Origin of the sequence: Flavobacterium sp., assembly GCF_035299005.1 — a bacterium.
Classification (GTDB): domain Bacteria; phylum Bacteroidota; class Bacteroidia; order Flavobacteriales; family Flavobacteriaceae; genus Flavobacterium.
Genome location: NZ_DATGXL010000014.1, coordinates 560,107 through 585,086 on the forward strand (window position 1 = coordinate 560,107; position 24,980 = coordinate 585,086).

Below are 24,980 nucleotides of genomic sequence, written 5' to 3' on the forward strand. Positions count from 1 at the left end.
AATGAAACAAAATACTTTTTTAAATAAGTTAAGCGCAACTATTTTATCGCAATCTGATGTTCAATTGTCGAATTGTTTAATCGTTTTACCTAATAAAAGAGCCAAAGTGTTTCTTTTAGAAAGTTTAAAAAATCAATTAGAAACAACCTCGTTTGCACCCACTATCATTAGTATTGAAGATTTCATTCAAGAAATTTCAGGTTTGCGTACGATTGACCCAATTGAATTATTATTCGAATTCTACGAAGTCTATCTTTCCGTTACCGAAAAAGCCAAACAACAAACCTTCGAAGAGTTTGCTACTTGGGCAAAAACCGCAATTCAAGATTTTAATGAAATCGATAGATATCTATTGGACCCAAATCACGTGTTCTCTTATTTAGAAGATATTGAAGCATTAAAACGTTGGGATTTACAACCACAAGACAAAACCAAATTAATCACAACTCATTTAGAGTTTTGGGCGAAATTGCCTTTATATTATAAATCTTTTTATAATCATTTATTAAAAAAAGGGATCGGTTATCAAGGTTTATTGTACAGAGAAGCAGTAAAAAACTTAGCTTCGTTTACCTTAACAATTACCAATCAAATCTATTTCGCAGGGTTTAACGCTTTAAATCAAGCTGAAGAAAGAATTTTCAAACATTTAGCAAACGAAAACAGAGCCAAAATCTATTGGGATATCGATGAGGTGTTTTTGAATGACTCTTATCACGATGCTGGTTTGTTTATTCGAAAGTTTAAAAAAGAATGGAAACCATTTGTTAATCAAGATTTCGAATGGGTCGTAAATCATTTCAGCGAAGAGAAAAATATTGAAATTATTGGAACGCCTAAAAGCATTGGTCAAGCCAAAATTGTGGGAACCATTATTGAAAAAATTCAATCTGAAAACCCAAATTTAGAAAAAACAGCCGTAGTTCTAGGCGATGAAAACCTGTTGCTTCCTGTTTTATACGGTTTACCTGAATCGGTTGAGGCATTGAATATTACGATGGGTTATCCAAGTAAAAATAATCCTGCGCAATTGTTGATTAACAAGTTGTTCAAGTTGCATACTAATGCTAAGCAACGTAACGAAAAAAGCTATACGTTCTATTACAAAGAAGTTTTAGATATTCTAAATCATCCTTTAGTAGAACCTTATTGCAAAGTAGAAGAAGTAGTAAAAGTGATTAATAACAATAATTTCACTTTCTTTTCTAATCAAAAATTATTCAGTTTATACGAAGAAAAATATCCCAGTTCCGAAAACAAATTCTTTCAATTGTTGTTCACTCGTTGGGATGATTCTATTTCAGATATTTTATCAAATTTAAACGCGATATTACTCACCATAAAATCCTATTTAAGCAACGACGATACCGAAGAAAAAGTCACGAAAGCTTTTGTGTATTCTGTTTTTAAAACGATAAATAAATTAACCAATTATCACGAAACGTATAATCAAATTGAAAGCTTACAATCGTTACAAGCAATTTACAAGCAAATTATCGATTTAGCGGAAGTTTCTTTCGAAGGCGAACCTTTGTCAGGTCTTCAAGTAATGGGTGTTTTAGAAAGCCGTGTATTGGATTTTGAAAATGTGATTATCACATCGGTCAATGAAGGGAAATTTCCAGCAGGGAAATCGCAAAATTCTTTTATTCCGTATGATGTGAAAAAAGAGCTAGAGTTGCCAACTTACAAAGAAAAAGATGCGATTTATTGCTATCACTTTTATCATCTTATGTTACGTGCGAAAAATGTTTGGTTGCTTTATAACACCGACAACGAAGGAATCGATGCCGGTGAAAAAAGCCGTTTCATTACTCAATTGGAAATCGAAAAACAACCAAAACACAACATTACAAGCACGATTTACAACGCCGTTTTACCCGAAAAAGCATATGAGCCCGTTACCATTCCAAAAACGGATAAAATCCTAACACGTTTGCACGAAATAGCAACCGATAAAGGATTTTCGCCATCGTCTTTAACGAATTATATTAGAAATCCGTTACAGTTTTATATGCAACGTATTTTACGTATTAATGAAGCCGATGAAGTGGAAGAAAATATCGCGGTAAATACATTGGGAACTATCATTCACAATGCTTTGGAAGAATTATACACGCCCTATTTGAATCAGTTTTTGGCTCTACATCATATTGATGCAATGGAAACTCAAATTGATAATGTGATTTTGAAATATTTCAAGCAAGAATACAAAGAAGGCGAAATCACCAAAGGGAAAAACCTGTTAGCTTTTGAAGTAGCGAAACGAAATGTCTACAATTTTCTACAATTGGAAAAGAAAGATATCCAAGAAGGTGAATCCATAAAAGTAGTATTGTTAGAAGCCGAATTGTATTGTGAAATTGAAGTAAAATCATTACCATTTCCAATAAAAATTGCAGGTAAAGTTGACCGAATCGAAGAAAGGAACGGCGCCATCAGAATCATCGATTACAAAACCGGGAAAGTGGATGGGAATAGTTTAAAAATTAACGATTTCACCGATTTGACGTCTGATATTAAAAACGAAAAAATCATTCAGTTGTTATGTTACGCTTTAATGTTTGAAAATCACGAATTAAAACAAAACCGAGAAGTTTCAGCTGGAATTGTTTCGTTTAAAAACATGAAAAGTGGTTTTTTACCTTTCGGATTAGGAAAAGGAAAAGATGCTGAACTTGTTATTTCAACCGAAATTTTAGAAGATTTTAAATCAGAATTAGAAACGTTGATTTTGGAAATTTTCAATCCAGAAATACCATTTAAGGAGAAAGTATAATTTGCCACGTATTAAAGGATTTCCACGGATTTAAAATCCTTATAAACTTTGAAATCAATTTACATTGTGTTGTTTGTGCCTTCTTGGTGTTCCTTGTGGTTAAATTCTTTTCAAAAACCCATTCAAAACCGCTAATAATTCTGCTTGATTTTCAAAATGACTCATATGACCGTCTTCAAAAGTGGTGAGTTGCACTTGTGTACCTTCGATTTGTTCTATATTTTCATTGTAATTTAAAACCGGATCTTTTTTGCCTAAAATGATTTGAATTGGATAAGGCGCAAAATGCAAAATGACTTCGCGATCTTTTCTAATTTTCATGCCTTCTAATGACGCAACAATACCTTGAAGTGGCGTTTTTAAAGCTTCCAATTTCACTTCTTCGATAATATCCGCTAAACGTTCACGATTGTCTTCACTAAATAAATTGGCAATACTCATGCGAATAAAAGCCGAATAGTTTTGCTTCACCGCCACAATAGCACGGTCACGATTTGCTTTTCGTTCGTCGCTATCAGCTCTTGAAGTAGAGTTTTGCAACACAATTCCTTTGACATTATCAGGATACAATTCGGCGAAAGCCAACGCTACATAACCGCCCATCGAATGTCCAATCAAAACCGCTTTCCTGATTTTTAATTCGTGCAACACATGATGCACCATATCGGCTTGGTCTTCCATCGTGTGGACATAACCTAGACATTCTGTTTCACCATGACCTAATAAATCGATAGTGATGATGCGGTGTTTTTTAACCAATTCAGGAATAAACGCCTTCCACATCGATTGATTTTCCAAAAAACCATGCAGTAATACGACAGCCGTTCCTTTTCCAGTATCTGTATAGGAAATTTTAGTGTTTTTAAAAAGGGTTTGTTTGTGGCTCAAAATTCGTTGTTCGTTGTTGATAACTAAGGATGCAAAAATAATTTATTGTTTTTTAGTTTAGTTAAATTTACTAAAAAAAGAATGAAAATAACTTTAGAGGAATTTGAAGAGCTAATAAAGAGTGAAAGTATAATTAAAGATTTAACTATTGATCTATCAAATAATAATGAAATTTATTTGAATAATTTATACAAATCTAAGTTGGAGATAAATAATTGCAATTTTATTGGAAATCCTTTAATAATTTACGACATCTTAGCATATAAAGAAGATTCAATAAATGAATTATTCAAAGTAATAACAATAAGCAATTGTTCTTTTGAAGGTTTAATTATACAAGGTTTAAGTGCTAAAATTTTTTCATTATATAATTTACAAATAAAAAATCAGGGTTTATCTATCGAGCATTCACAGTTTGGAAAGTTGTCTATTGAGGCTTTTAATAATATAAATTATAGAATATTTATAAATTATATTGAAACATCTCAAAATACGAATATTTTAGGAAATAAATATATAGACGGAGGTTCATTATCAATATCCAATAGTAGTATACACAATGGAGATTTTACAGAAAGTCGATATAATGATATTTTATTTCAATCAAATACATTTACTGGAAATTTTCATTTTTTTAAAAATAATTTAAATGAAAATAGTGAAAGATTTTTATTTGATGAATGTACTTTTGAAAAAGTAAATTTTAGTCGAACAACATTTAGCAAAAACAGTGAATTTAATAATTGTAAGTTTTATAAAACAAGTATTTTTCATGATATAGTCAGTAGAATAAATTCAAATATTAACATTGAAAGTTGTCTGTTTGAGAAGTTTGTACAATTTAATTATGCAAGCTTAAATAAATTGGAGATTGATAATACGAAATTTAATGAAGTTGTTTCTTTTCAAGAGATGAATTTAAATATTATTTCTATTGATAGAACAATTTTTGAAAAAACTGCACTTTTTGATGAAATTCAAATTAATAATATTGAAAAGTGTGATACTAGAACATTCAGATTAATTAAACAACAACTTCAAAAAGCAGAAAATAAAATTGACTTTAATAGATTTAGAGTATATGAGTTTAATGCATATAAAAAAGATATTACCGAAAAACTAATAAAATTAAAAAGAAAGGAAAATACTGATAAGATTAAAAGTGAAATCAGGTATTTAAAAAGAGATAAATTCATTTTATGTATAAGCGATTTGGTTTCAGAATATGGAACAAATTGGATTAAATCATTATGGTTTACTTTAATCTCTGGAATAATTTGTTATTTGTTGTTATTTGTAATTGAAAATTTTTCTAAATCAGTTGATTTTAGAAACAGTTCTGAGTTTTTTGCTGGAATCTTCAGATTTTTTCTTGTTACAGATTTCTATAATCCATTAATAAATGATAGAATATATTTAACTAATCCATTTAGTTGGATTGTATTTATCTTTGGTAAAATTTTGATAGCATTTGGAATATATGAAATGATCCAATCATTTAGAAAGTTTAAAATTTAAATAAAATAAAGTCTCATGTTCACCATCCAACAAATCCATGAAGCACACGCCAAAGTAAAAAGCGGTGCCGATTTTCCAAAATACATGCAAGACATTATTGCGCTTGGTGTTACTTCTTTCGAAACGTTTGTGTTTGATAATCATACTAATTATTTTGGAAAAGATAATTTTCAAATAGCTTCAGAAGGTTTTTCAGAAGCCTTAACTATTGCTGATGAAAGCAACGTTGAGCAATTCAAATCCGACTTAAAATCACACCAACAAGGCAACACCAATTACATGACGTTTTTAAACGATTGCGCCAAATCAGGTGTTGAAAAATGGATTGTAGTGATGGATAAAATGACGTGCAGTTATTACGACAAAGCCGGGAACGAAATGGTGGTGGAAGTCATTCCGTCGGTTTAGTTTTTGTCATTCTGAGTTCGTTTAACTTTGTTGAATCTTCGATTTCAAAATCTTTTAACGAGGAAGAGAAGCTGAAACGAGTTCAGCTTGACAAATAAGGACAAAAAAACGGCTCACATTTCTGCAAGCCGTCTATACTGTAAACTGAGACTGAAAACTAACTATTCATTATTGCTTCAATTTCCTCAATTTCAATCGGAATATTGCGCATTAAATTAAATGCTGCGCCATTTTCTTGAATCACCATATCGTCTTCTAAACGAATACCAAAACCTTCTTTCGGAATGTAAATTCCTGGTTCAACTGTGAATACCATGTTGGCTTGCATTGGTTCGTGTAATAATCCATAATCGTGTGTGTCTAATCCCATGTGGTGCGAAGTGCCGTGCATGAAATATTTTTTATACGCTGGCCAATCTGGATTTTCGTTTTGCACATCAGCTTTATCGATTAATCCTAAACCTAATAATTCAGAAGTCATGATTTTACCCACTTCTACATGATATTGTTTCCATAATGTGCCTGGAACCAACATTTTTGTAGCTTCGTTTTTCACATTTAAAACCGCTTGATAAACTGCTTTTTGTCTATCTGTAAAACGACCCGAAACCGGAACCATACGTGTCATATCACTTGAATAATTGGCATATTCTGCACCAACGTCTAATAAAATCAAATCTCCAGCTTTACATTGTTGGTTGTTTTCGATGTAGTGTAACACATTTGCATTGTTTCCAGAAGCGATAATTGGCGTGTAAGCAAAACCTTTCGAACGATTTCTTAAGAATTCATGCGCAAATTCAGCTTCAATTTCATATTCCATAACGTTTGGTTTTACGAATTGCAACACTCTTCTAAAACCTTTTTCGGTAATATCACACGCTTTTTGGATTAAATCCAATTCTTCGCTTTCTTTTACAGAACGCAATCTTTGTAAAATAGGATTTGATTTTTCTACTTTGTGTGCTGGATAATTTTCTTTCCACCATTTGATAAAACGCGCTTCACGAGTTTCTGTTTCAATAACTGCTCTGTAATGTTCGTTGGTGTTGATGTAGATTGTTTCAGCATACGCCATAACTTCTTTCAACGTTTTGTGGAAATCTTGTAACCAAATCACCGATTTAATTCCAGAAACTTCAAACGCTCTTTCTTTGGTAAGTTTTTCACCTTCCCAAATCGCAATATGTTCGTTGGTTTCTTTTAAAAATAAAATTTCTTTCAAATGTTCGTAAGGCGCATCTGGAAAAAGCAATAAAATACTTTCTTCTTGATCCACACCCGATAAATAGAAAATATCTCTGTGTTGTGCAAAGGGTAAAGTACTATCAGCACTCACCGGATAAATATCGTTTGAATTAAAAACCGCAACACTATTAGGTTTCATTTGAGCCGTGAATTTTGCTCTGTTCTTAATGTACAAATCGCGGTCTATTTGATGGTATTTCATAATGTAATATTTTGTTCTTCAAAATTAATAAGATAAAAATGAAAAGTTGTTAAATACTTTAGAAATTTTGTTGAAGCGTAATATTTTGGCTAATTTTCAAGAAAATTTTTCAAAATGAAGCAAATTACGGTACTGTTTTTATTGATTGTACAATCAACAATTGCTCAAAACACTTTGTTTAATCAAGTGGAAGCTAAGAATATCGGACCAACGATTATGAGTGGTCGTGTGGTAGATTTGGCAGTAAATCCGAAAAATCCAACCGAGTTTTATGTCGCTTATGCTACAGGCGGACTTTGGTATACCAACAACAATGGAACTTCTTTTTCACCTATAATGGATTCGGCTGAAACTGTAAATTGTGGTTCGGTTACGGTGGATTGGAATTCGGGAACTATTTGGGTAGGAACTGGTGAAGTGAATGCTTCGCGTTCGTCTTATGCTGGAGTTGGCGTTTTAAAATCTTCGGATAAAGGAAAAACTTGGGAAAATTTAGGATTAAAAGATTCGCATCATATTAGCCGAATTTGGGTGAACCCAAGTAACTTGAATGAAATTGTAGTTGCGACTGTTGGACATTTGTATACAACGAATAAAGAACGCGGTATTTACAAATCAACTGATGGTGGGAAATCTTGGAAACAAACCTTATTTGTAGCAGAAGATGCTGGAATTATTGATTTAGCCGTTTCTAAAAACAATCCCAAAATCATGTTTGCGGCGTCATGGCAAAAAGATAGAAAAGCGTGGCATTTTGATGGTGATGGAGAAAAATCAGGTATTTATAAGAGTGAAGATGGTGGAACTTCTTGGGAATTAGTCACTACAAAAGAAAGCGGATTTCCTGCGAATGAAGGTGTGGGAAGAATTGGTTTAGCAATGTTCAATGAAAACGTAATTTATGCTGTTGTAGATAATCAAAATAAAAGACCAAATAGTAAAGTTGACAAACCAAAAGATGCTAACGAAGCTTTGTTTCAAACAGAAGTAATAGGTTGTGAATTATACAAATCTGAAGATACTGGAAAGTCGTGGAAGCGAACACATGAAAAATATATTGACGATATGTATTATACTTATGGATATTATTTTGGGAACATTTCGGTAGATACAAATAATCAAAATCGTGTTTATATAGGTGGCGTTCCATTATTGTTTTCGGAAGATGGTGGAAAGACATTTACTGCCATTTCTAAAGAAAACGTTCATGCCGATCATCATGTAACTTGGGTAAATCCTGAAAATCCTAATCACATTATAAACGGAAATGATGGTGGTGTAAATATTTCGTATGATAATGGAGCGCATTGGATAAAATGCAATAATGAAGCAGTTGGTCAATTGTATGCAGTGAATGTGGATTATCAAGAAAATTATAATGTCTATGGAGGTTTGCAAGATAACGGTGTATGGTATGGAAGCAATGATTATGAAAAAAGTGTGGCGTGGCACCAAGAAGGAAAATATCCTTATCAGGAATTAATTGGTGGTGATGGCATGCAAATACAAATCGATAATCGTAATCCAAATGTGGTTTTTACGGGGTATCAATTTGGAAATTATTATTGTATCAATCAAAAAGAAGGTAAGTTTGACTACATTTCTCCAAAAGCACCAAAAGAAGAAAAACCATATCGTTTCAATTGGCAAACACCTATTTTATTGTCGTCGCACAATCAAGACATATTGTATGTAGGTTCTAATTTTTTACATCGTTCTATGAATCAAGGAGAAACGTGGGAAAGAATTTCGGGGGATTTAACGAATGGCGCAAAAGAAGGAAATGTGGCTTTTGGGACATTGACGACAATTTCGGAAAGCAAATTTCAATTTGGTTTGCTTTACACGGGTTCTGATGATGGAAAAATACATGTTTCGAAAGATGGTGGTGTTTCTTGGCAATTGATTTCTGAAAATTTACCGCAGAATTTGTGGGTTTCAAGAGTTGTTGCATCTAATAATAAAAAAGAAAGAGTTTATGTAACTTTGAATGGTTACAGAAATGACATTTTTGAAAGTTATGTGTTTATATCGGATGATTATGGAATTAATTGGGCTCCAATTTCAAACGGATTATCGCAAGCAGTTAATGTAATTGTTGAAGATTCAGAAAATGAAAACATTTTATACGTTGGAACCGATAATGGCTTGTTTATTTCAATAGACAAAGGAATAAGTTGGCAAGATTTTTCCAATGGAATACCAAAAGTAGCAGTTCATGATGCAGTAATTCAAAAGAAGGCAAAAGAATTAATCGTTGGCACTCATGGTCGTTCTATTTATAAAATTGATATTTCGAAAGTTCAGGAATTGACGAAAGATGTTTTAGCTAAAAACCTGCATTTATTTAAAGTAAACGATAGAACAAAATCTGATCGTTGGGGAAGTCAAAATTATGCTTGGGGAGAAATTGTCGAACCTTCACAAAAGATTTGGTTTTATACCAATACAGATGAAATTGTAACGGTTTCGATTACTAATGAAGCAGGAATGATTGTTTATAATCAAACAATAGAAGCTAAAAAAGGATTAAATGCATTTATTTATGATTATTCAGTTTCAAGTAAGTCGGCTGAAGAATGGAATAAAAAAGACAAAAAAATAAAAATCAAATTGGCTGAGAATAAGAAGTTTTATTTGCCAGTTGGGAAGTACAAAGTAACGGTTTCAAAAGATAAACATGCATCAATCAAATCGTTTGAAGTTAATGAACCTAAAAAATAGACTTATGAAAAAAACAGTATGCAATCTTTTTTTGTTTGCCACAATAATTGGTTTTTCTCAAGAGAAAAAAGCCTATCAAATTTTTGATAAGAATGGCAAGAAGTCATCTTATGAAAAAGTTTTAAAAGCGGGAGAAAAATCAGATGTTATCTTATTTGGTGAATATCATGATAATTCAGTAGTGCATTGGCTACAATTAGAACTCACAAAAGATTTAGCAGAAAAGAAAGAATTGGTTTTAGGAGCCGAAATGCTTGAGGCTGATAATCAAATGCAGGTAAATCAATATTTGAATGGAGAAATTAATCAAAAGCAATTGGATTCTTCGGCAAGACTTTGGAAAAATTATAAAACTGATTATAAACCCTTAGTTGATTTTGCGAAAGAGAAAAAAATTGATTTTATAGCTACAAATGTGCCTCGAAGATATGCTTCTTTGGTGTTTAAAAAAGATTTAGTGGCTCTGGATTCACTTTCTGCTCAAGAAAAATCTTGGATTGCACCATTACCAATTGAATTTGATGTGAATTTGCCTGGTTATCAAAGTATGATGCAAATGCAAGGAGGTCATGCGGGAGATAAAATGCCAAAAGCTCAGGCTATAAAAGATGCCACCATGGCTTATTTTATCAACAAAAACCGAAAAGCAAATAGCGTTTTTATTCATTATAATGGAACATATCATTCAGATAACTATGAAGGGATAAATTGGTATTTGAAAAAATACGATTCTGGTATAAAAATTGTTACAATAGCAACAGTAGAACAAAAAGATTTGTTAAAATTAGAAGCAGAACATTATAATAAAGCCGACTTTATTCTCGTTATAGATGAAGATGTAACAAAAACCTATTAAAATCGTCTTTAATAAAACCATTGATCAATGAAAAAATTAGTAGTTTTAATCACCATAATATTTGCTGGAATTTCTTTTTTCTCATGTGAAGACCTAGATGATAAGCAAGAAGAACCGCAATTAATTATTAAATTCAGATTTGATCCTAATCAGGTGCGTTTGAATAATTTAGGACAACCATCTAGTGTTGCGCCAGGAAATGCTGCACAATCTCCAAATTTCAATGCAATTAGTGCTCACTATTTTGAATTAGCACCAACCGCTTTTACGCAACTAGGGGATGGAACAATATTGTATCATGCACCAGAAACTACTGAAGGAGGAGCAGTTGCTATAGATTTTGATCAAGCAGTTATTGTGGGTGAAGGTGAGGCTTTCTTAAAAATTCCATTGAGTCAAGTGGCTCAAGGAAATTATGAATATGTTCGTGTTTCATTGTCTTATCAAGATTATAATATTTCGGTTAGAAATAATGGACTAGATTACGAAGGACGATTGGCTAGTTTTGTAGGTTATAACACCTATATTAATACGCATACAATTGGCAGTAATTCTTTTCCAATAAATGCAAATCGTTTACAAGGATATTGGGCTTTTGCGTTGAATGATTTTCCTTACGCAACCTCAGGACAAGCCCCTGCGGGTGCGACTACAGTGCCAAACCCTATTGCAAGCACATCGCCAATTCCTGCCGGCTCTTGTGTGGTAACTGGAAAATTTGCTGAGAATTTAGTTATTAACGGTAATGAGTCTAGAGATATAGTTGTAACATTGTCATTATCAATCAATAATAGCTTTGAATGGCAAGAGGTAACTACTGATGGTAAGTATGAACCTTCAATAGGTGAAAATGTTGTAGATATGGGATTAAGAGGATTAATTCCAAGCTACATAAAATAATTATTTCGTAAAAATAATATACATAATGCTTTTTTAACAGCATAACTTGTTGATATTCAACAGAAGTTAAATTATTTTAAATTCATTATAAATTAGCTCTAAAAGGTTGTAGTTAATTTCAAATAGCTGTATTTTTGTTTTGATTTTTATAAAACTATTACAATCAAATAAAATTATGGCAAAATCAGCACTTTTAAAGTCATCTATCGCAAAGAAATATTGGATGGCTCTTACGGGTTTATTTTTATGCTTGTTTTTGGCGGGTCACTTAGCAGGAAATCTTCAATTGCTTGTTCCTAACAATGCTTTGAACTTCAACCAGTATGCATTGTTTATGACTTCCAATCCGGCGGTAAAATTACTTTCTTATTTAACGTACATTTCTATTTTATTCCATGCTATTGATGGAATATTATTAACAATCCAAAACAAAAAAGCTAGACCAATTGGTTATGCTAAAACAGATGGTTCTTCAAGTAGTTTTGCTTCAAGAAACATGGCAGTTTTAGGGACTATTATTTTGGTTTTTATTGCTACACACATGGTAAATTTTTGGGCAAAAATGCATTTTGACAAAAACATGCCTTTAATGACAAAGACTATTGAAGTTCAAGGAAACAAACAAGTGTTTTATGTTGGAACTCAAGTTGGACAATATTTTCCTGTTGAGCAAGTTGCAAAAGAAGGTGAAAAGCTTGAGCAAGGAATGATGCCAAAGCAATTTGTTATTAAAAACAGAACTGAATTGCATTATAGTCAAGCGGATGTTAAAACTGCAGATTTGTATAAAGATTTGTATAAGATTACTTTAGATTTCTTTAAAGATGCTAAGTATGGTTTGTATTTCACAATTGGATATGTTTTGGCAATGTTAGCTTTAGCATTTCACTTGTGGCATGGTTTTCAAAGTGCTTTTCAATCTTTGGGAGCTAACAGCCCAAAACTAACTCCAGCAATTAAATTCTTCGGAAAAGCATTTGCAGTTATAGTTCCGCTACTGTTTGCAATTATTCCAGTTATCTTACACTTTAAAAAATAATCAACATCAGTATATATTATGAAGTTAGATTCTAAAATACCAGAAGGACCATTAAAAGACAAATGGACCAATCACAAAGACCATTTAAAATTAGTTGCTCCAAATAATAGACCAAAAATTGACATCATTGTTGTAGGGACTGGTTTAGCAGGTGCTTCAGCTGCCGCTTCTCTTGGAGAAATGGGGTACAATGTAAAAGCATTTTGTTTTCAAGATTCTCCTCGTAGAGCACACTCAATTGCTGCTCAAGGTGGAGTTAATGCTGCAAAAAATTATCAAAATGATGGTGATAGCGTTTACCGTCTTTTTTATGATACTATTAAAGGAGGAGACTACCGCGCACGTGAAGCAAACGTTCATCGTTTAGCTGAAGTTTCAGGAAACATTATTGACCAATGCGTAGCACAAGGTGTTCCTTTTGCTCGTGAATATGGAGGAATGTTAGATAACCGTTCGTTTGGTGGAACACAGGTGCAACGTACTTTTTATGCTGCTGGTCAAACTGGACAGCAATTATTATTAGGAGCATATTCAGCTTTATCAAGACAAATCGGATTAGGACGTGTAAAAATGTATAACCGTCACGAAATGTTAGATTTAGTAAAAGTTGACGGAAAAGCACGTGGAATTATTGCTCGTGATTTAATTACGGGTGAAATTCAAAGACATTCTGCGCATGCTGTTGTTATTGCTTCAGGAGGTTATGGGAACGTATATTTCCTTTCTACAAATGCTATGGGAAGTAATGTAACTGCTTCATGGAAAGTACATAAACAAGGCGCTTTATTTGCAAATCCATGTTATGTGCAAATTCACCCAACATGTATTCCTGTTCACGGAACAAATCAGTCAAAATTAACGTTGATGTCTGAATCTTTACGTAATTCAGGACGTATTTGGGTTCCAAAGAAAAAAGAAGATGCTGAAGCAATCAGAGCGGGAAAATTGAAACCTACACAAATTGCTGAAGAAGATAGAGATTACTATTTAGAAAGAAGATATCCTGCGTTTGGTAACTTAGTACCGCGTGACGTAGCTTCTAGAGCTGCAAAAGAGCGCTGCGATGCAGGTTATGGAATTGAAGCTAATGACACTAATGAGGGAGTTTATTTAGATTTCTCTACAGAAATTCAAAATAAAGGTAAACAAGCTGCTTACGCAAAAGGAAATCATAATCCTACACCAGAAGAAATCACAGCTTTAGGGAAACAGTGGTTAGAAGAGAAATATGGTAACTTGTTTACGATGTATCAAAAAATCACGGATGAAAATCCGTATGAAACTCCAATGAAGATATATCCTGCAGTTCACTATACAATGGGTGGTGTCTGGGTTGATTATAACTTACAATCTACAATTCCAGGTTGTTTCGTAGCTGGAGAAGCTAATTTCTCAGACCACGGAGCAAATCGTTTAGGAGCTTCAGCTTTAATGCAAGGTTTGGCAGATGGATATTTTGTATTACCATATACTATTTCAAACTATTTAGCTGACGAAATTAGAACTGGGAAAATCTCTACAGATTCTCCAGAATTCCTAGAAGCAGAGGCAAGAGTTAAAGATTCAATTAGTAAATTCTTGAATAATAATGGAACAAAATCGGTTGATTATTTCCATAAAAAATTAGGGTTGATTATGTGGAATAAAGTAGGAATGGGAAGAAATGAGCAAGGTTTAAAAGAAGCTATTACTGAGATTGCTCAATTAAAAGAAGATTTCTACAAGGATGTTTATGTGCCAGGAAGTGCAGATGAATTTAATACAGAATTAGAAAAAGTATTAAGAGTTGCAGATTTTATAGAATTAGGTCAATTAATGGCAATGGATGCTTTACAACGTAAAGAATCTTGTGGAGGTCACTTCCGTGAAGAATATCAAGATGCTGAAGGAGAAACATTACGTGATGACGAAAACTTCAAATTTGTTGGAGCTTGGGAGTATAAAGGTGATGATATCAGCAAAGAAGAACTTCACAAGGAAGAATTGAAATACGAAGAAATTAAAATTGCAGCTAGAAATTACAAATAAAATATTATGAGTGCAGCAAAAAATATAAATATCAACCTTAAAATTTGGCGTCAAAAGAATGCTAGTTCTAAAGGTAGCATGGAAACTTATAAATTAGATAACGTTTCTACTGCAAGTTCGTTTTTGGAAATGTTAGACCAATTGAACGAACAATTAATCAACGAAAAAAAAGAACCAGTTGCCTTTGATCACGACTGTCGTGAAGGTATTTGCGGTATGTGTTCTTTATACATCAACGGACGTGCTCACGGACCTGATACTGGAATTACCACGTGTCAGTTACACATGAGAATGTTTAACGATGGTGATACGATTTATATCGAACCTTGGAGAAGTAAAGCTTTCCCTGTAATCAAAGATTTAGTAGTAGATAGAACCGCTTTCGATAGAATTCAGCAAGCTGGAGGTTTCGTATCGGTAAACACTTCTGGAAATACGATTGACGCCAACTCAATTCCAGTTCCTAAAGACGATGCAGATAAAGCATTTGAAGCTGCTGCTTGTATCGGATGTGGTGCTTGTGTGGCTACTTGTAAAAACGGTTCAGCAATGTTATTTGTTGGTGCAAAAGTATCACAATATGCTTTATTACCACAAGGAAAAGTAGAAGCAACAAATCGTGTTTTAAACATGGTTCGTCAAATGGACGAAGAAGGATTTGGTAATTGTACAAATACTGGAGCATGTGAGATTGAATGTCCGAAAGGAATATCGTTAGAAAATATTGCTCGTATGAATAGAGAATTTTTAAAAGCTTCAGTAAAGTAATTCATTAGAATCTTCTAAATAGTAAAACGCATTCACTCTTTTGGATGCGTTTTTTTGTATTTTTAATAAAAATTTTACAGAATGAGAATCGCACTTTTTCAAACCCAATTAGCTTGGGAAAACTCAGAAATTAATCGAGTATTCATCGAAGAATATTTCTTAAATGAAGACGAATCGTTTGATTTATTAGTCTTGCCTGAAATGTTTACAACTGGTTTTACAATGAATCCATCTGCAATAGCAGAAACGATGGAAGGAGAAACAATTAGTTGGTTAAAACAATTAGCTAAAAAGAAAACTTGTGCTATCACAGGAAGTTTAGTCATTAAAGAAAGTGATAATTTCTACAATCGTATGGTGTTTGTTTTTCCTTCAGGAGAAGTGCAGTTTTATGACAAAAGACATTTATTTACTTTAGCTGGTGAAGATAAAGTTTACACAAAAGGGACCGAAAAAATAGTCATAAATTACAACAATTGGAACATTTGTTTGCAAGTTTGTTACGATTTGCGTTTCCCAGTTTTTGCTCGAAATGTTGAAAACTACGATTTGTTGTTGTATGTTGCCAATTGGCCAAAACCACGAATTAACGCTTGGGACACATTGTTAAAAGCACGGGCTATTGAAAACATGTGTTACACTATTGGCGTAAACAGAATAGGTGAAGATGCTAATCAATTGGAATACCCAGGACATTCGCAGGTAATTGATTTTCTTGGAAATCAAGTGCTAAATTGTGAAAATGATTTAGGTGTTTTTATTATTAATTTAGATAAACAAATACAGTTTGAAGCGCGTGAAAAATTTAATTTTTTAAATGATAGAGATGATTTCTCTTTAATCTAAACCAAAATCTTGTTCCACATCCCAATTGGCTCTAACATCAATTTGTTTTGAAAAATAAATAATTTCTTCGGCTTGTTTCTTAGCTAAATAATCACCAGTGTCCCAAACACCATTTGCATTATCATCATAAATGACTCGCAAAGTGTATATTTTAGGTTCAATTGTTTCAAAGGTTATTAAAGTTTCTTTATTCGAAGTTTTAGAATAAAATACTTCTCCTTTATCATCAAGCACTTCTAAAATAAATGGGTATCGTTTTACACCAGTTAGATTTACTTTTAAATTCCCATAATCAGAAAATAATTTTGTTTTGAAATCAAACTGTAAAGAATCGTTTTTATCATCATAAAAATCTACAATTGCTTCGGGTAAAACTTCTAAACTATATTTTTGGTCTTCCTCCTTAACAAAATCAAAAAGAATCTCTTGATTATATTCGTCATATTTAGAGGTAAATGAAACAGCAATAGAATCTTTGTTTCGTAAAATTATTTTAGAGTTATCAATTGATTTTATAGGTGTTGTTGTAATTAAAGAAAATTGTTCTCTAAAAGCCAAAACCCCTTGTATTTGACTGTCAATTTTTAAACTGTCAGCTTCTTTTAATTTTTTTAGTTTTGTGGTAAATGTTTTGCTATAATTTCCATTTTCAACAGTTATTTCTAATGAATCTAATTCCGTTCTTGGATAAAATAACTGAACAGAATCTTTATCTTTTTGTGGAAATTTTGTTAATTTAATAGGAATGTTTTCTTTGCCTTTCTTTGCAGAAACTTTCATGTTTTTAGCATCACCTTCATAAGCCATAAAAAGTTTGTTGTTGCTTTCCTGTGTAGGTTTTTCAGCTTTAAAAGGTGATTTTTCAGCAAATAATTCTAATTCAAACATGGTTTCAGTAGGAATGGAAATAGGGTCATTAAAAAAAGCGATTTTATCACTTTTAGGATCAAATTTATTATTTCCAGCTTTGTCTTTGAGGGCAATAATATGATATTTTCCTTCTTTCAAATTTTCTAGTGCAAAAACTTTTAAACTATCTAACGTATTTGTTACATATAAAGGAGTTTCCTTGTAAACTGTAGAGTCGGTAAAGGTTTTGGCATCATATAGCATAACACTTACAAAGTTATCGGGTTTTTGTAAGTAAGCATCTTTAATTTTTCCAACTACAGTTAATGAATCAATATAGTTTCCAGTAGAAAAAACATATTTGAATTGTGAATACGGATTACCCTCGTTGTTGTCAGTTATACTTTGACCAAAATTGAAACTATAGGTTGTGTTTTCCTGTAACGTATCAGCTATTTTAATAGAAATAAACTTACTTGCGCTTCCTTGAGGAACAATTGTAGGTTGTTTTTTCATAGGGGGAGAAATAATCAACTGTTTGTTGATGTCTTTCACTTTAATCAATTCATCAAAATTGATTTTTATTTCGTTTCCTTTAAAATTGGTTGTAAAATTATCAGGATAACTGTTTACTATTTTTGGAGCTATTGTGTCTTTTTTACCGCCTGTAATTGTGCCTCTTTTTGCACAATTTGTAAAGAACAACAGCGCACAAGATAAAAGTATAAGATATTTAAGTTTTGTCATTGTTTTTTAAATAATGAAGTTACAAAATAACAACTATAATTGGTGTAAACATACAATTTTTAGTAATTTTTATGAATCTGTGTAAGCAATTGTTATAATACTGATTTTTGAGTTGGGAATTTTTAACAAGGCTCTTGCGCAAGCTTCTAATGTGGCGCCAGAAGTAATAACATCATCAATCAATAAAAAATGTTTGCCTGAATCTGTTGCTGTAAACTTTACATCAAAAAGAGAATTGTTGATTTCTGATCGAGCTTCTTTGTTTTTTTTAGTTTGTGTTTTTGAGTATACATTTCTATACAAAAGAGTTTCATTATACTCAATTTCTAAATTTTCAGAAAGCGCTTTGCAAAAAGTTGTTACTTGATTATAGCCTCTTTCTTTCAGCCGTTTTGGATGTAGAGGAACTGGAATTATTTCAGAAAAAGAATATTCTTTTGCAATTTCTCTTAAATCATTTGCATACCAATTTCCAAGAAAAGTACCGATTTCTTGGTGGTTTCTATATTTTAAATTGTGAATTAAATTTTGAACAATACCTTTCTTGTGAAAATAAAGCATTGAACAAGAAAATTCGATTGGAATTATGCCATAAAATTTTTTTGTTGTATAATTGTCTTTTAAAAGATGATGTTGGGTAAGTGGAAGTTGATGCCTACAATCGGTACAAATTATTTTTTCGTTTTGTAATAAAAGAGAATTACATCCATTACATAATTTGGGAAAAAGTAAGTTTATCAGGTTTTTTAGCATTTTGTCGATTTATCAGAACAAATTTAACATTTTTAAATACTTTCGTAATACAATATTAAGAAATGACAATAAGAAAAAACAAAATTACAAAAATCAGCATCATTATTTTGATGTTGTTATTGTTGTTTTTTAGTGTCAAATATTACAAGGTAAAAGAAGAGCTAACTAGTTTTAAAGAGCATTCTGAATTAGAAATTAAAGTACTTGAAAGTCAATTAGGAGAAATTCTTCATAAATATGATTCATTGAGTGAAGAATCAAAACGTAATGCTGAGTTAATAGCATTGAATATAGATTCTAAATCAATTAATGATGAGTCTACTACACAAACTAATACAGCAGCCAGTTTAATTAATGACTCTATAGTTTTTTATGCAAAAAGAGCACAAGAATTAAATGCTCAAATTTCTCAAAAAAAACAAGCTATCTCTGATAATTCTGAGCCGTCTCAAAATAATAGTAAAAGTAGTTTATACAAATTATCAGCATCTAATATTAATGCAAAAGGAGTAAAAATCTATTCGGACCTTTATAAATCTAATAATTCTCAAATTCAGCAATTAAGAGTTTGTTACACATTACAAAGAAACGATGTGGTAAAATCGGGTTCAAGAAAGATTTACATTCAAGTTGTAAATCCTAAAAATCAAATTATTTCAAAAGATAATTCATTTGTTGAAAATGCCTCAGGTTCAAGGTTACAATTTAGTGCAATTTCTGAAGTTAATTACAATAAGAAAGACACAGATGTTTGTGCTTATGTTGATTTAGAAAAAAACAAAACTATTAAAGGGAATTATATCATAAATATTTATAGTGATTTCACTAAAATTGGTTCTACAATTTTCGAATACAAATAATTTGTATTAAAACCTTTAAAAACTTTTCTTTATTCCATTCCTATTTTTACTTTTGCACTATGGCAAAACAAGATGATATATTTAAAAATGTAGTTTCGCATGCAAAAGAGTACGGATTTATTTTTCCGTCAAGCGAAATATACGACGGACTTAGTGCGGTTTATGACTATGCACAAAATGGTGTTGAGTTAAAAAAGAACATCCGCGAATATTGGTGGAAAGCAATGGTGCAAATGCACGAAAACATTGTAGGATTAGATGCTGCAATTTTGATGCATCCAACAACATGGAAAGCATCAGGCCATGTAGACGCTTTTAACGATCCATTAATTGATAATAAAGATTCTAAAAAAAGATACCGTGCAGATGTTTTAATTGAGGATTATGCCGAAAAATTAAATCAAAAAGCACAAAAAGAAATTGATAAAGCACGTGAGCGTTTTGGCGCTTCATTTGATGAAGAGCAATACAAAACAACGAATCCTCGTGTGATGGAATATTTGTCTAAAAAGAAAGAAATTCTAGAAAGAATGGCGCGCTCTTTAGAGACAGAAAACCTTGCCGATGTTAAAGCCTTAATCGAAGAATTAGAAATTGCTTGTCCAGAAAGTGGTTCAAAAAACTGGACCGATGTAAAGCAATTCAACTTAATGTTCGGAACAAAATTAGGTGCTTCTGCTGAAAATGCAATGGATTTATATTTACGACCTGAAACAGCTCAAGGTATTTTTGTGAATTTCTTAAACGTTCAAAAAACAGGTCGTATGAAAATTCCTTTTGGAATTGCTCAAACAGGTAAAGCGTTTAGAAACGAAATCGTGGCGAGACAATTTATTTTCCGTATGCGCGAATTTGAACAAATGGAAATGCAGTTTTTTGTGAAACCAGGCGAAGAAATGAAATGGTACGAATACTGGAAAACAACACGTTTAAATTGGCATTTATCACTTGGTTTAGGAAAGGAAAATTACCGTTTTCACGACCATGAAAAATTAGCACATTATGCCAATGCTGCTGCAGATATTGAATTCAATTTCCCATTCGGATTCAAAGAATTAGAAGGAATTCATTCAAGAACCGACTTTGATTTGAAAGCGCACGAACAATATTCAGGTAAAAAATTACAATATTTTGATAACGAAACCAATTCAAACTACACACCTTATGTCGTAGAAACTTCTGTTGGTTTAGATAGAATGTTTTTAGCGGTTTTCTCTAACTCTCTTTGCGAGGAAACGTTAGAAGATGGTTCAACTAGAACGGTTTTACGTTTACCTTCGGTTTTAGCACCAACCAAAGCGGCTGTTTTACCATTAGTTAAAAAAGATGGTTTGCCAGAAGTTGCCAATAAAATTATAGAAGATTTAAAATGGGATTTCAATGTTGCATATGATGAAAAGGATGCTGTTGGAAGACGTTACAGAAGACAAGATGCTTTAGGAACTCCATTCTGTATTACCGTGGATCATCAAACATTGGAAGACGAAACAGTAACGATACGTCACAGAGATTCTATGCAACAAGATAGAGTGAAAATTTCAGCATTACGTGATATCATTAACAACGAAGTCTCAATGCGAAACTGGTTGATGAAAATGTAATAAACCCTCCAAAATATGTAGTAAGACCTTCTTTTTGAAGGTCTTATTTTTTTAACTTTGTTCAAAATAGCTTATGAATTGGATAATTATATACAGTATCGTTTTAATTCTATTGATTTTAGGATTATTATGGCTTTGGAATCATAACAGAAAACTAATGCAAACGCTACAAGATTTTCATAAACAAAATGCTGAAGTCCATGAAAAAGCGAAGTTTTTAGAACTAGAAAGTATTAGTTCTAAACTTAATCCGCACTTGTTTAAGAATATTTTAAATTCTATTCAATCACACGCGTATCAAACGTATTATTCCATTGATAAAATGTCGGGAGTTTTGGATTACATCCTATACGAAAGTCAGAAAGAAAGAGTTACTCCAAAAGACGAATTGTATTTTACGCAACAACTTATAGAAGTTAATAAAATCAAATTGAGTCCGTTGTTTGAATTATCGGTAAAAACAAAAATTGATACGGAAGATTCGTTTTATAACATGCCTGTAATCCCACCTTTAATTACTGTAGATTTAATTGAAAACGCTTTTAAACATGCAGATATTCAAAGTCAGGATTCGTTTATCAATATCGTTTTAGAATGTCGAAACGCTTATTTTAAGATTATGGTTTCCAATAAAATTTCTTCGCAACCTAAATTATCGAAAGAAAAAAGTGGTATCGGACTACAAAATCTAGAAAAACGTTTGAATTTAATTTACGGAAATAATTACAAATTAAACGTTGGAATTGATGGTGATTCATATGTAGCTCAATTAAAAATAGATTTTAAAAATGCAACAGCTTAAGTGTGTTTTATTAGATGACGAACTTCCAGGGTTGACTTATTTGAAGTTGCTTTGTGAGCAAATTCCTGAAATTGAAATCGTAAAATCATTCAATGATCCATTGCTTTTTATCAAAGAACAAGAAAAATTAAACTACGATTTGTGTATCTGCGATATTGAAATGCCGGGTTTAAAAGGTACCGAAGTCGCACAATTAATTCAATCGAAAATGATTTTGTTTACTACAGCTTATAAAGAGTTTGCAGTGGAAGCTTTTGAATTAAATGCAGTTGATTATCTGACAAAGCCATTAAAAAAAGAGCGTTTACAAGTTGCTATAGAAAAAGCACTTTTGCGAAAGGAACAAAAAGCTCCGATTGCTCAAACCATTCAATGGCAAACCGAAAAAGGAAAAGCGGTTTTACAAATAGAAAATATTTTACACATTCAAACATCGCCCATAGATAGTCGCGATAAGCAAATGATTTATGACAATCAAATTATTACTTTGAAAAATATTACGTTTGAAAAATTAAAACAATTATTGCCGTCTAATTCGTATTGTCAAATCAATAAAAACGAAATGATTCGTTTGAATTGTGTTACTTTTTTTACGGCAGATCAAATTGATACTTCCATAGAATTTCAAAATAAAAAGATGGTGCTTTCAATAGGGAATAGTTTCAAAGTTGAGTTTTCAGAGAAAATGAAAAACTTCTAATAAGTTCATTACATTTTTTTCTTTTTTCATTACATAAATAAAGCGCTTTTTTACAATGTCGATTTTCTAAATAAGAATATTTAGAAATTTGTTTCAAACATTGAAAAATATTCTAACTGAAACAAAAGAAATATGAAAAATTACAAAAACAGCATTTTTTATATCGTCATTATCGGGTTTTTCTCATTTCTAATGTATTGGATATTCAAGCAAGGAAAAATCCTTGAAGATGTTAATGTACAAGAGAAGATTTCTGGAAATTCTAATTGGCAAGACTTTATTAATTCGCTGACACATAATTTACAACATCCATTAGCGATTTTGTTAGTCCAAATTGTGACCATAATTTTAGTAGCAAAGCTATTTGGTTGGATTTGTCGTAAAATTGGACAACCTTCAGTAATTGGAGAAATTGTTGCCGGAATTATGCTTGGTCCATCATTTTTTGGGCACTATTTTCCTGAATTTTCAGCATTATTATTTCCAGTTGCTTCTTTGCCTAATTTGCAGTTTTTGAGTCAAATTGGTTTAATTCTTTTCATGTTTGTCATAGGAATGGAGTTGGATTTAAAAGTACTAAAAAACAAAGCACATGACGCTGTAGTTATTAGTCATGCAAGCATTATTATTCCATTTGCTTTAGGAGTTTGTTTGGCGTATTACATTTATACTTCTTTTGCACCCGAAGGTGTTCAATTTTTGTCTTTTGCTTTGTTTATTGGAATTGCAATGAGTATAACCGCTTTTCCAGTTTTAGCCCGAATTGTTCAAGAGCGTGGTTTGCATAAAACCAAATTAGGCGCTATGGTTATTACATGTGCGGCCGCTGATGATATTACAGCTTGGTGTTTATTGGCAGTTGTAATTGCCATTGTAAAAGCAGGTTCTTTTGTAAGTTCAATTTATGTAATATTGCTTGCAGTGGCATACGTTTTTTTGATGCTAAAATTTGTAAGACCATTTTTAAAACGTGTGGGCGATTTGTATGCTACCCAGGAAAAGATGAGTAAACCTGTTGTGGCTATATTTTTTGTAACACTTTTAATTTCGTCTTATGCGACCGAAGTAATTGGAATTCATGCGCTTTTTGGAGCTTTTATGGCGGGAATTATTATGCCAGATAACATGAAGTTTAGAAATATTTTCATTGAAAAAATCGAAGACGTTTCTATCGTTTTATTGTTGCCTTTGTTTTTTGTTTTTACAGGTTTACGAACAAAAATAGGATTGATAGATGACCCTTATTTGTGGAAAGTTACGGGATTTATTGTTTTAGTTGCTGTTGTAGGTAAATTTTTAGGAAGTGCTTTAGCCGCTAAATTTGTGGGACAAAATTGGAAGGATAGTTTAACTATTGGTGCCTTAATGAATACACGCGGTTTGATGGAATTAGTAGTTTTAAATATAGGTTTTGATTTAGGTGTTTTAACACCACAAGTTTTTGCTATGATGGTAATTATGGCTTTAGTGACAACCTTTATGACTGGTCCTGCCTTGAGTTTAGTTGATAAAATTTTCAAAACAGCCTCAATCACTGAAATAACCGATAGAATTATTGAACAAGCAAAGTTTAAAGTTTTAATTTCTTTTGGAGATAATAATAACGGTAAAGTATTAACGCGTTTAGCACACTTTTTTACCAAAAAACAAGGCCAAAACTCATTGTTAACGGCTATGCATTTGTCGCATGCTAATGAAGTGAATCAGTTTAGTATTGGCGAATATGAAAAAAGCAGTTTTGAACCTGTTTTAGCAACTTCTCAAGAACTAAATGTTAATGTAAGTACGCTTTTCAAAGTTTCAAATGATATCGATTCGGATATATGTAAAGTTGCAAATCAAGGGGAATTTGATTTGTTGTTGATTGGATTAGGTCAGTCTATTTATGAAGGGAGTTTATTAGGCAAAATTTTAGGACTTACCTCTCGAATCATTACACCAGATCGATTATTAAATACTTTCACAGGCAAGGAAAACTTGTTTGAAGAAGATGTTTTTGATGAACGTACTCGTTATATCATCAATAAAGCGGATGTTCCATTAGGGATTTTAATTGATAGAGATTTCGAAAAGGCAAGTACTGTTTTTATTCCCATTTTTGATGAAAAAGACATTTTCTTAATTCAATATGCGAAAAAATTAATCTATAATAATCATTCGCAAATATCAATATTAGATGTTAGAGAAATTGTAAAGAATAATATTGTGTTAAAAGAAGAAATAAGAGCAATTGAACAAGTTACACCAAATCATATTGCTGTTTTAAATGATAAAAAAATAGACAAAGATTTTTTAAAATCTCAAGATTTGATGGTTGTAAGTATAGATAGTTGGAAAAAATTAGTAGAAACCAGAAGTACTTGGTTGTCGAGTACGCCTTCAACATTGATTATTCAAGAAGGAAAAAGATAATTTAAGATTAATTATTAAAATTAAAAAACCCCAAAAATTTAATTAAAATTTG

19 protein-coding genes are annotated in these 24,980 nt (G+C 31.9%); 15 read left to right on the plus strand and 4 right to left on the minus strand.

Annotation, left to right across the window (positions count from 1 at the left end):
• The first annotated feature begins 1 nt into the window (after position 1).
• Positions 2–2,779 (plus strand): PD-(D/E)XK nuclease family protein, encoded by a 2,778-nt coding sequence (locus VK164_RS11410; protein WP_324209463.1) that lies wholly within the window; start codon positions 2–4, stop codon positions 2,777–2,779.
• 99 nt (positions 2,780–2,878) lie between these two features.
• On the opposite strand, the gene VK164_RS11415 is transcribed toward VK164_RS11410, so the two are convergent.
• Positions 2,879–3,667 carry an alpha/beta fold hydrolase gene (locus VK164_RS11415; protein WP_324209464.1) on the minus strand — a complete coding sequence of 263 codons (789 nt, stop codon included), beginning with the start codon at positions 3,665–3,667 and terminating at the stop codon, positions 2,879–2,881.
• Between the two features lie 81 nt (positions 3,668–3,748).
• Between VK164_RS11415 and VK164_RS11420 the strand changes: the two genes are divergently transcribed.
• Positions 3,749–5,185, plus strand: coding sequence for a hypothetical protein (locus tag VK164_RS11420; RefSeq protein WP_324209465.1), 1,437 nt, complete (start codon positions 3,749–3,751; stop codon positions 5,183–5,185).
• Between the two features lie 15 nt (positions 5,186–5,200).
• The gene (locus VK164_RS11425; protein ID WP_324209466.1) at positions 5,201–5,593 is read left to right on the plus strand and encodes a DUF1398 domain-containing protein; all 393 of its coding nucleotides are present in this window, start codon (positions 5,201–5,203) and stop codon (positions 5,591–5,593) included.
• Positions 5,594–5,750: 157 nt separating this feature from the next.
• Here the strand turns inward: VK164_RS11425 and VK164_RS11430 are convergent, their stop codons facing one another.
• Positions 5,751–7,043 (minus strand): aminopeptidase P family protein, encoded by a 1,293-nt coding sequence (locus VK164_RS11430; RefSeq protein ID WP_324209467.1) that lies wholly within the window; start codon positions 7,041–7,043, stop codon positions 5,751–5,753.
• A 114-nt stretch (positions 7,044–7,157) separates the two neighbouring features.
• Here VK164_RS11430 and VK164_RS11435 point away from each other — a divergent pair, with 114 nt between their 5' ends.
• The 7 genes from VK164_RS11435 (at position 7,158) to VK164_RS11465 (ending at position 16,204) form a co-directional block, all read left to right on the plus strand.
• Positions 7,158–9,767 (plus strand): VPS10 domain-containing protein, encoded by a 2,610-nt coding sequence (locus VK164_RS11435; RefSeq protein ID WP_324209468.1) that lies wholly within the window; start codon positions 7,158–7,160, stop codon positions 9,765–9,767.
• A 4-nt stretch (positions 9,768–9,771) separates the two neighbouring features.
• Complete coding sequence (locus VK164_RS11440) at positions 9,772–10,623, plus strand: ChaN family lipoprotein (protein WP_324209469.1); 852 nt, start codon at positions 9,772–9,774, stop codon at positions 10,621–10,623.
• A gap of 27 nt (positions 10,624–10,650) precedes the next feature.
• Positions 10,651–11,523, plus strand: a complete 873-nt coding sequence (locus VK164_RS11445) for a hypothetical protein (protein WP_324209470.1) — start codon at positions 10,651–10,653, stop codon at positions 11,521–11,523.
• 175 nt (positions 11,524–11,698) lie between these two features.
• Entirely contained in the window at positions 11,699–12,562 is an 864-nt protein-coding gene (locus VK164_RS11450) for a succinate dehydrogenase cytochrome b subunit (RefSeq protein WP_324209471.1), read from the plus strand.
• An 18-nt stretch (positions 12,563–12,580) separates the two neighbouring features.
• Positions 12,581–14,590 carry a fumarate reductase/succinate dehydrogenase flavoprotein subunit gene (locus VK164_RS11455; RefSeq protein WP_324209472.1) on the plus strand — a complete coding sequence of 670 codons (2,010 nt, stop codon included), beginning with the start codon at positions 12,581–12,583 and terminating at the stop codon, positions 14,588–14,590.
• 6 nt (positions 14,591–14,596) lie between these two features.
• Positions 14,597–15,358, plus strand: coding sequence for a succinate dehydrogenase/fumarate reductase iron-sulfur subunit (locus tag VK164_RS11460; RefSeq protein WP_166235588.1), 762 nt, complete (start codon positions 14,597–14,599; stop codon positions 15,356–15,358).
• A gap of 81 nt (positions 15,359–15,439) precedes the next feature.
• Positions 15,440–16,204, plus strand: a complete 765-nt coding sequence (locus VK164_RS11465) for a nitrilase family protein (RefSeq protein WP_324209473.1) — start codon at positions 15,440–15,442, stop codon at positions 16,202–16,204.
• Here VK164_RS11465 and VK164_RS11470 read toward each other — a convergent pair.
• Complete coding sequence (locus VK164_RS11470) at positions 16,196–17,800, minus strand: Ig-like domain-containing protein (protein WP_324209474.1); 1,605 nt, start codon at positions 17,798–17,800, stop codon at positions 16,196–16,198. The two genes, VK164_RS11465 and VK164_RS11470, sit on opposite strands and share 9 nt — an antisense overlap.
• A gap of 69 nt (positions 17,801–17,869) precedes the next feature.
• Positions 17,870–18,553, minus strand: a complete 684-nt coding sequence (locus tag VK164_RS11475) for a ComF family protein (protein ID WP_324209475.1) — start codon at positions 18,551–18,553, stop codon at positions 17,870–17,872.
• A 62-nt stretch (positions 18,554–18,615) separates the two neighbouring features.
• On the opposite strand from VK164_RS11475, the gene VK164_RS11480 reads away from it, so the two are divergent.
• The 5 genes from VK164_RS11480 (at position 18,616) to VK164_RS11500 (ending at position 24,928) form a co-directional block, all read left to right on the plus strand.
• Positions 18,616–19,413 (plus strand): hypothetical protein, encoded by a 798-nt coding sequence (locus VK164_RS11480; RefSeq protein WP_324209476.1) that lies wholly within the window; start codon positions 18,616–18,618, stop codon positions 19,411–19,413.
• A 59-nt stretch (positions 19,414–19,472) separates the two neighbouring features.
• Complete coding sequence (locus tag VK164_RS11485; RefSeq protein WP_324209477.1) at positions 19,473–21,014, plus strand: glycine--tRNA ligase; 1,542 nt, start codon at positions 19,473–19,475, stop codon at positions 21,012–21,014.
• A 73-nt stretch (positions 21,015–21,087) separates the two neighbouring features.
• Entirely contained in the window at positions 21,088–21,816 is a 729-nt protein-coding gene (locus VK164_RS11490) for a sensor histidine kinase (RefSeq protein ID WP_324209478.1), read from the plus strand.
• Positions 21,803–22,516 (plus strand): LytR/AlgR family response regulator transcription factor, encoded by a 714-nt coding sequence (locus VK164_RS11495; protein WP_324209479.1) that lies wholly within the window; start codon positions 21,803–21,805, stop codon positions 22,514–22,516. The genes VK164_RS11490 and VK164_RS11495 overlap by 14 nt, the downstream gene beginning before the upstream one ends.
• Before the next feature lie 132 nt (positions 22,517–22,648).
• The gene (locus VK164_RS11500) at positions 22,649–24,928 is read left to right on the plus strand and encodes a cation:proton antiporter (RefSeq protein WP_324209480.1); all 2,280 of its coding nucleotides are present in this window, start codon (positions 22,649–22,651) and stop codon (positions 24,926–24,928) included.
• Positions 24,929–24,980 lie beyond the last annotated feature (52 nt).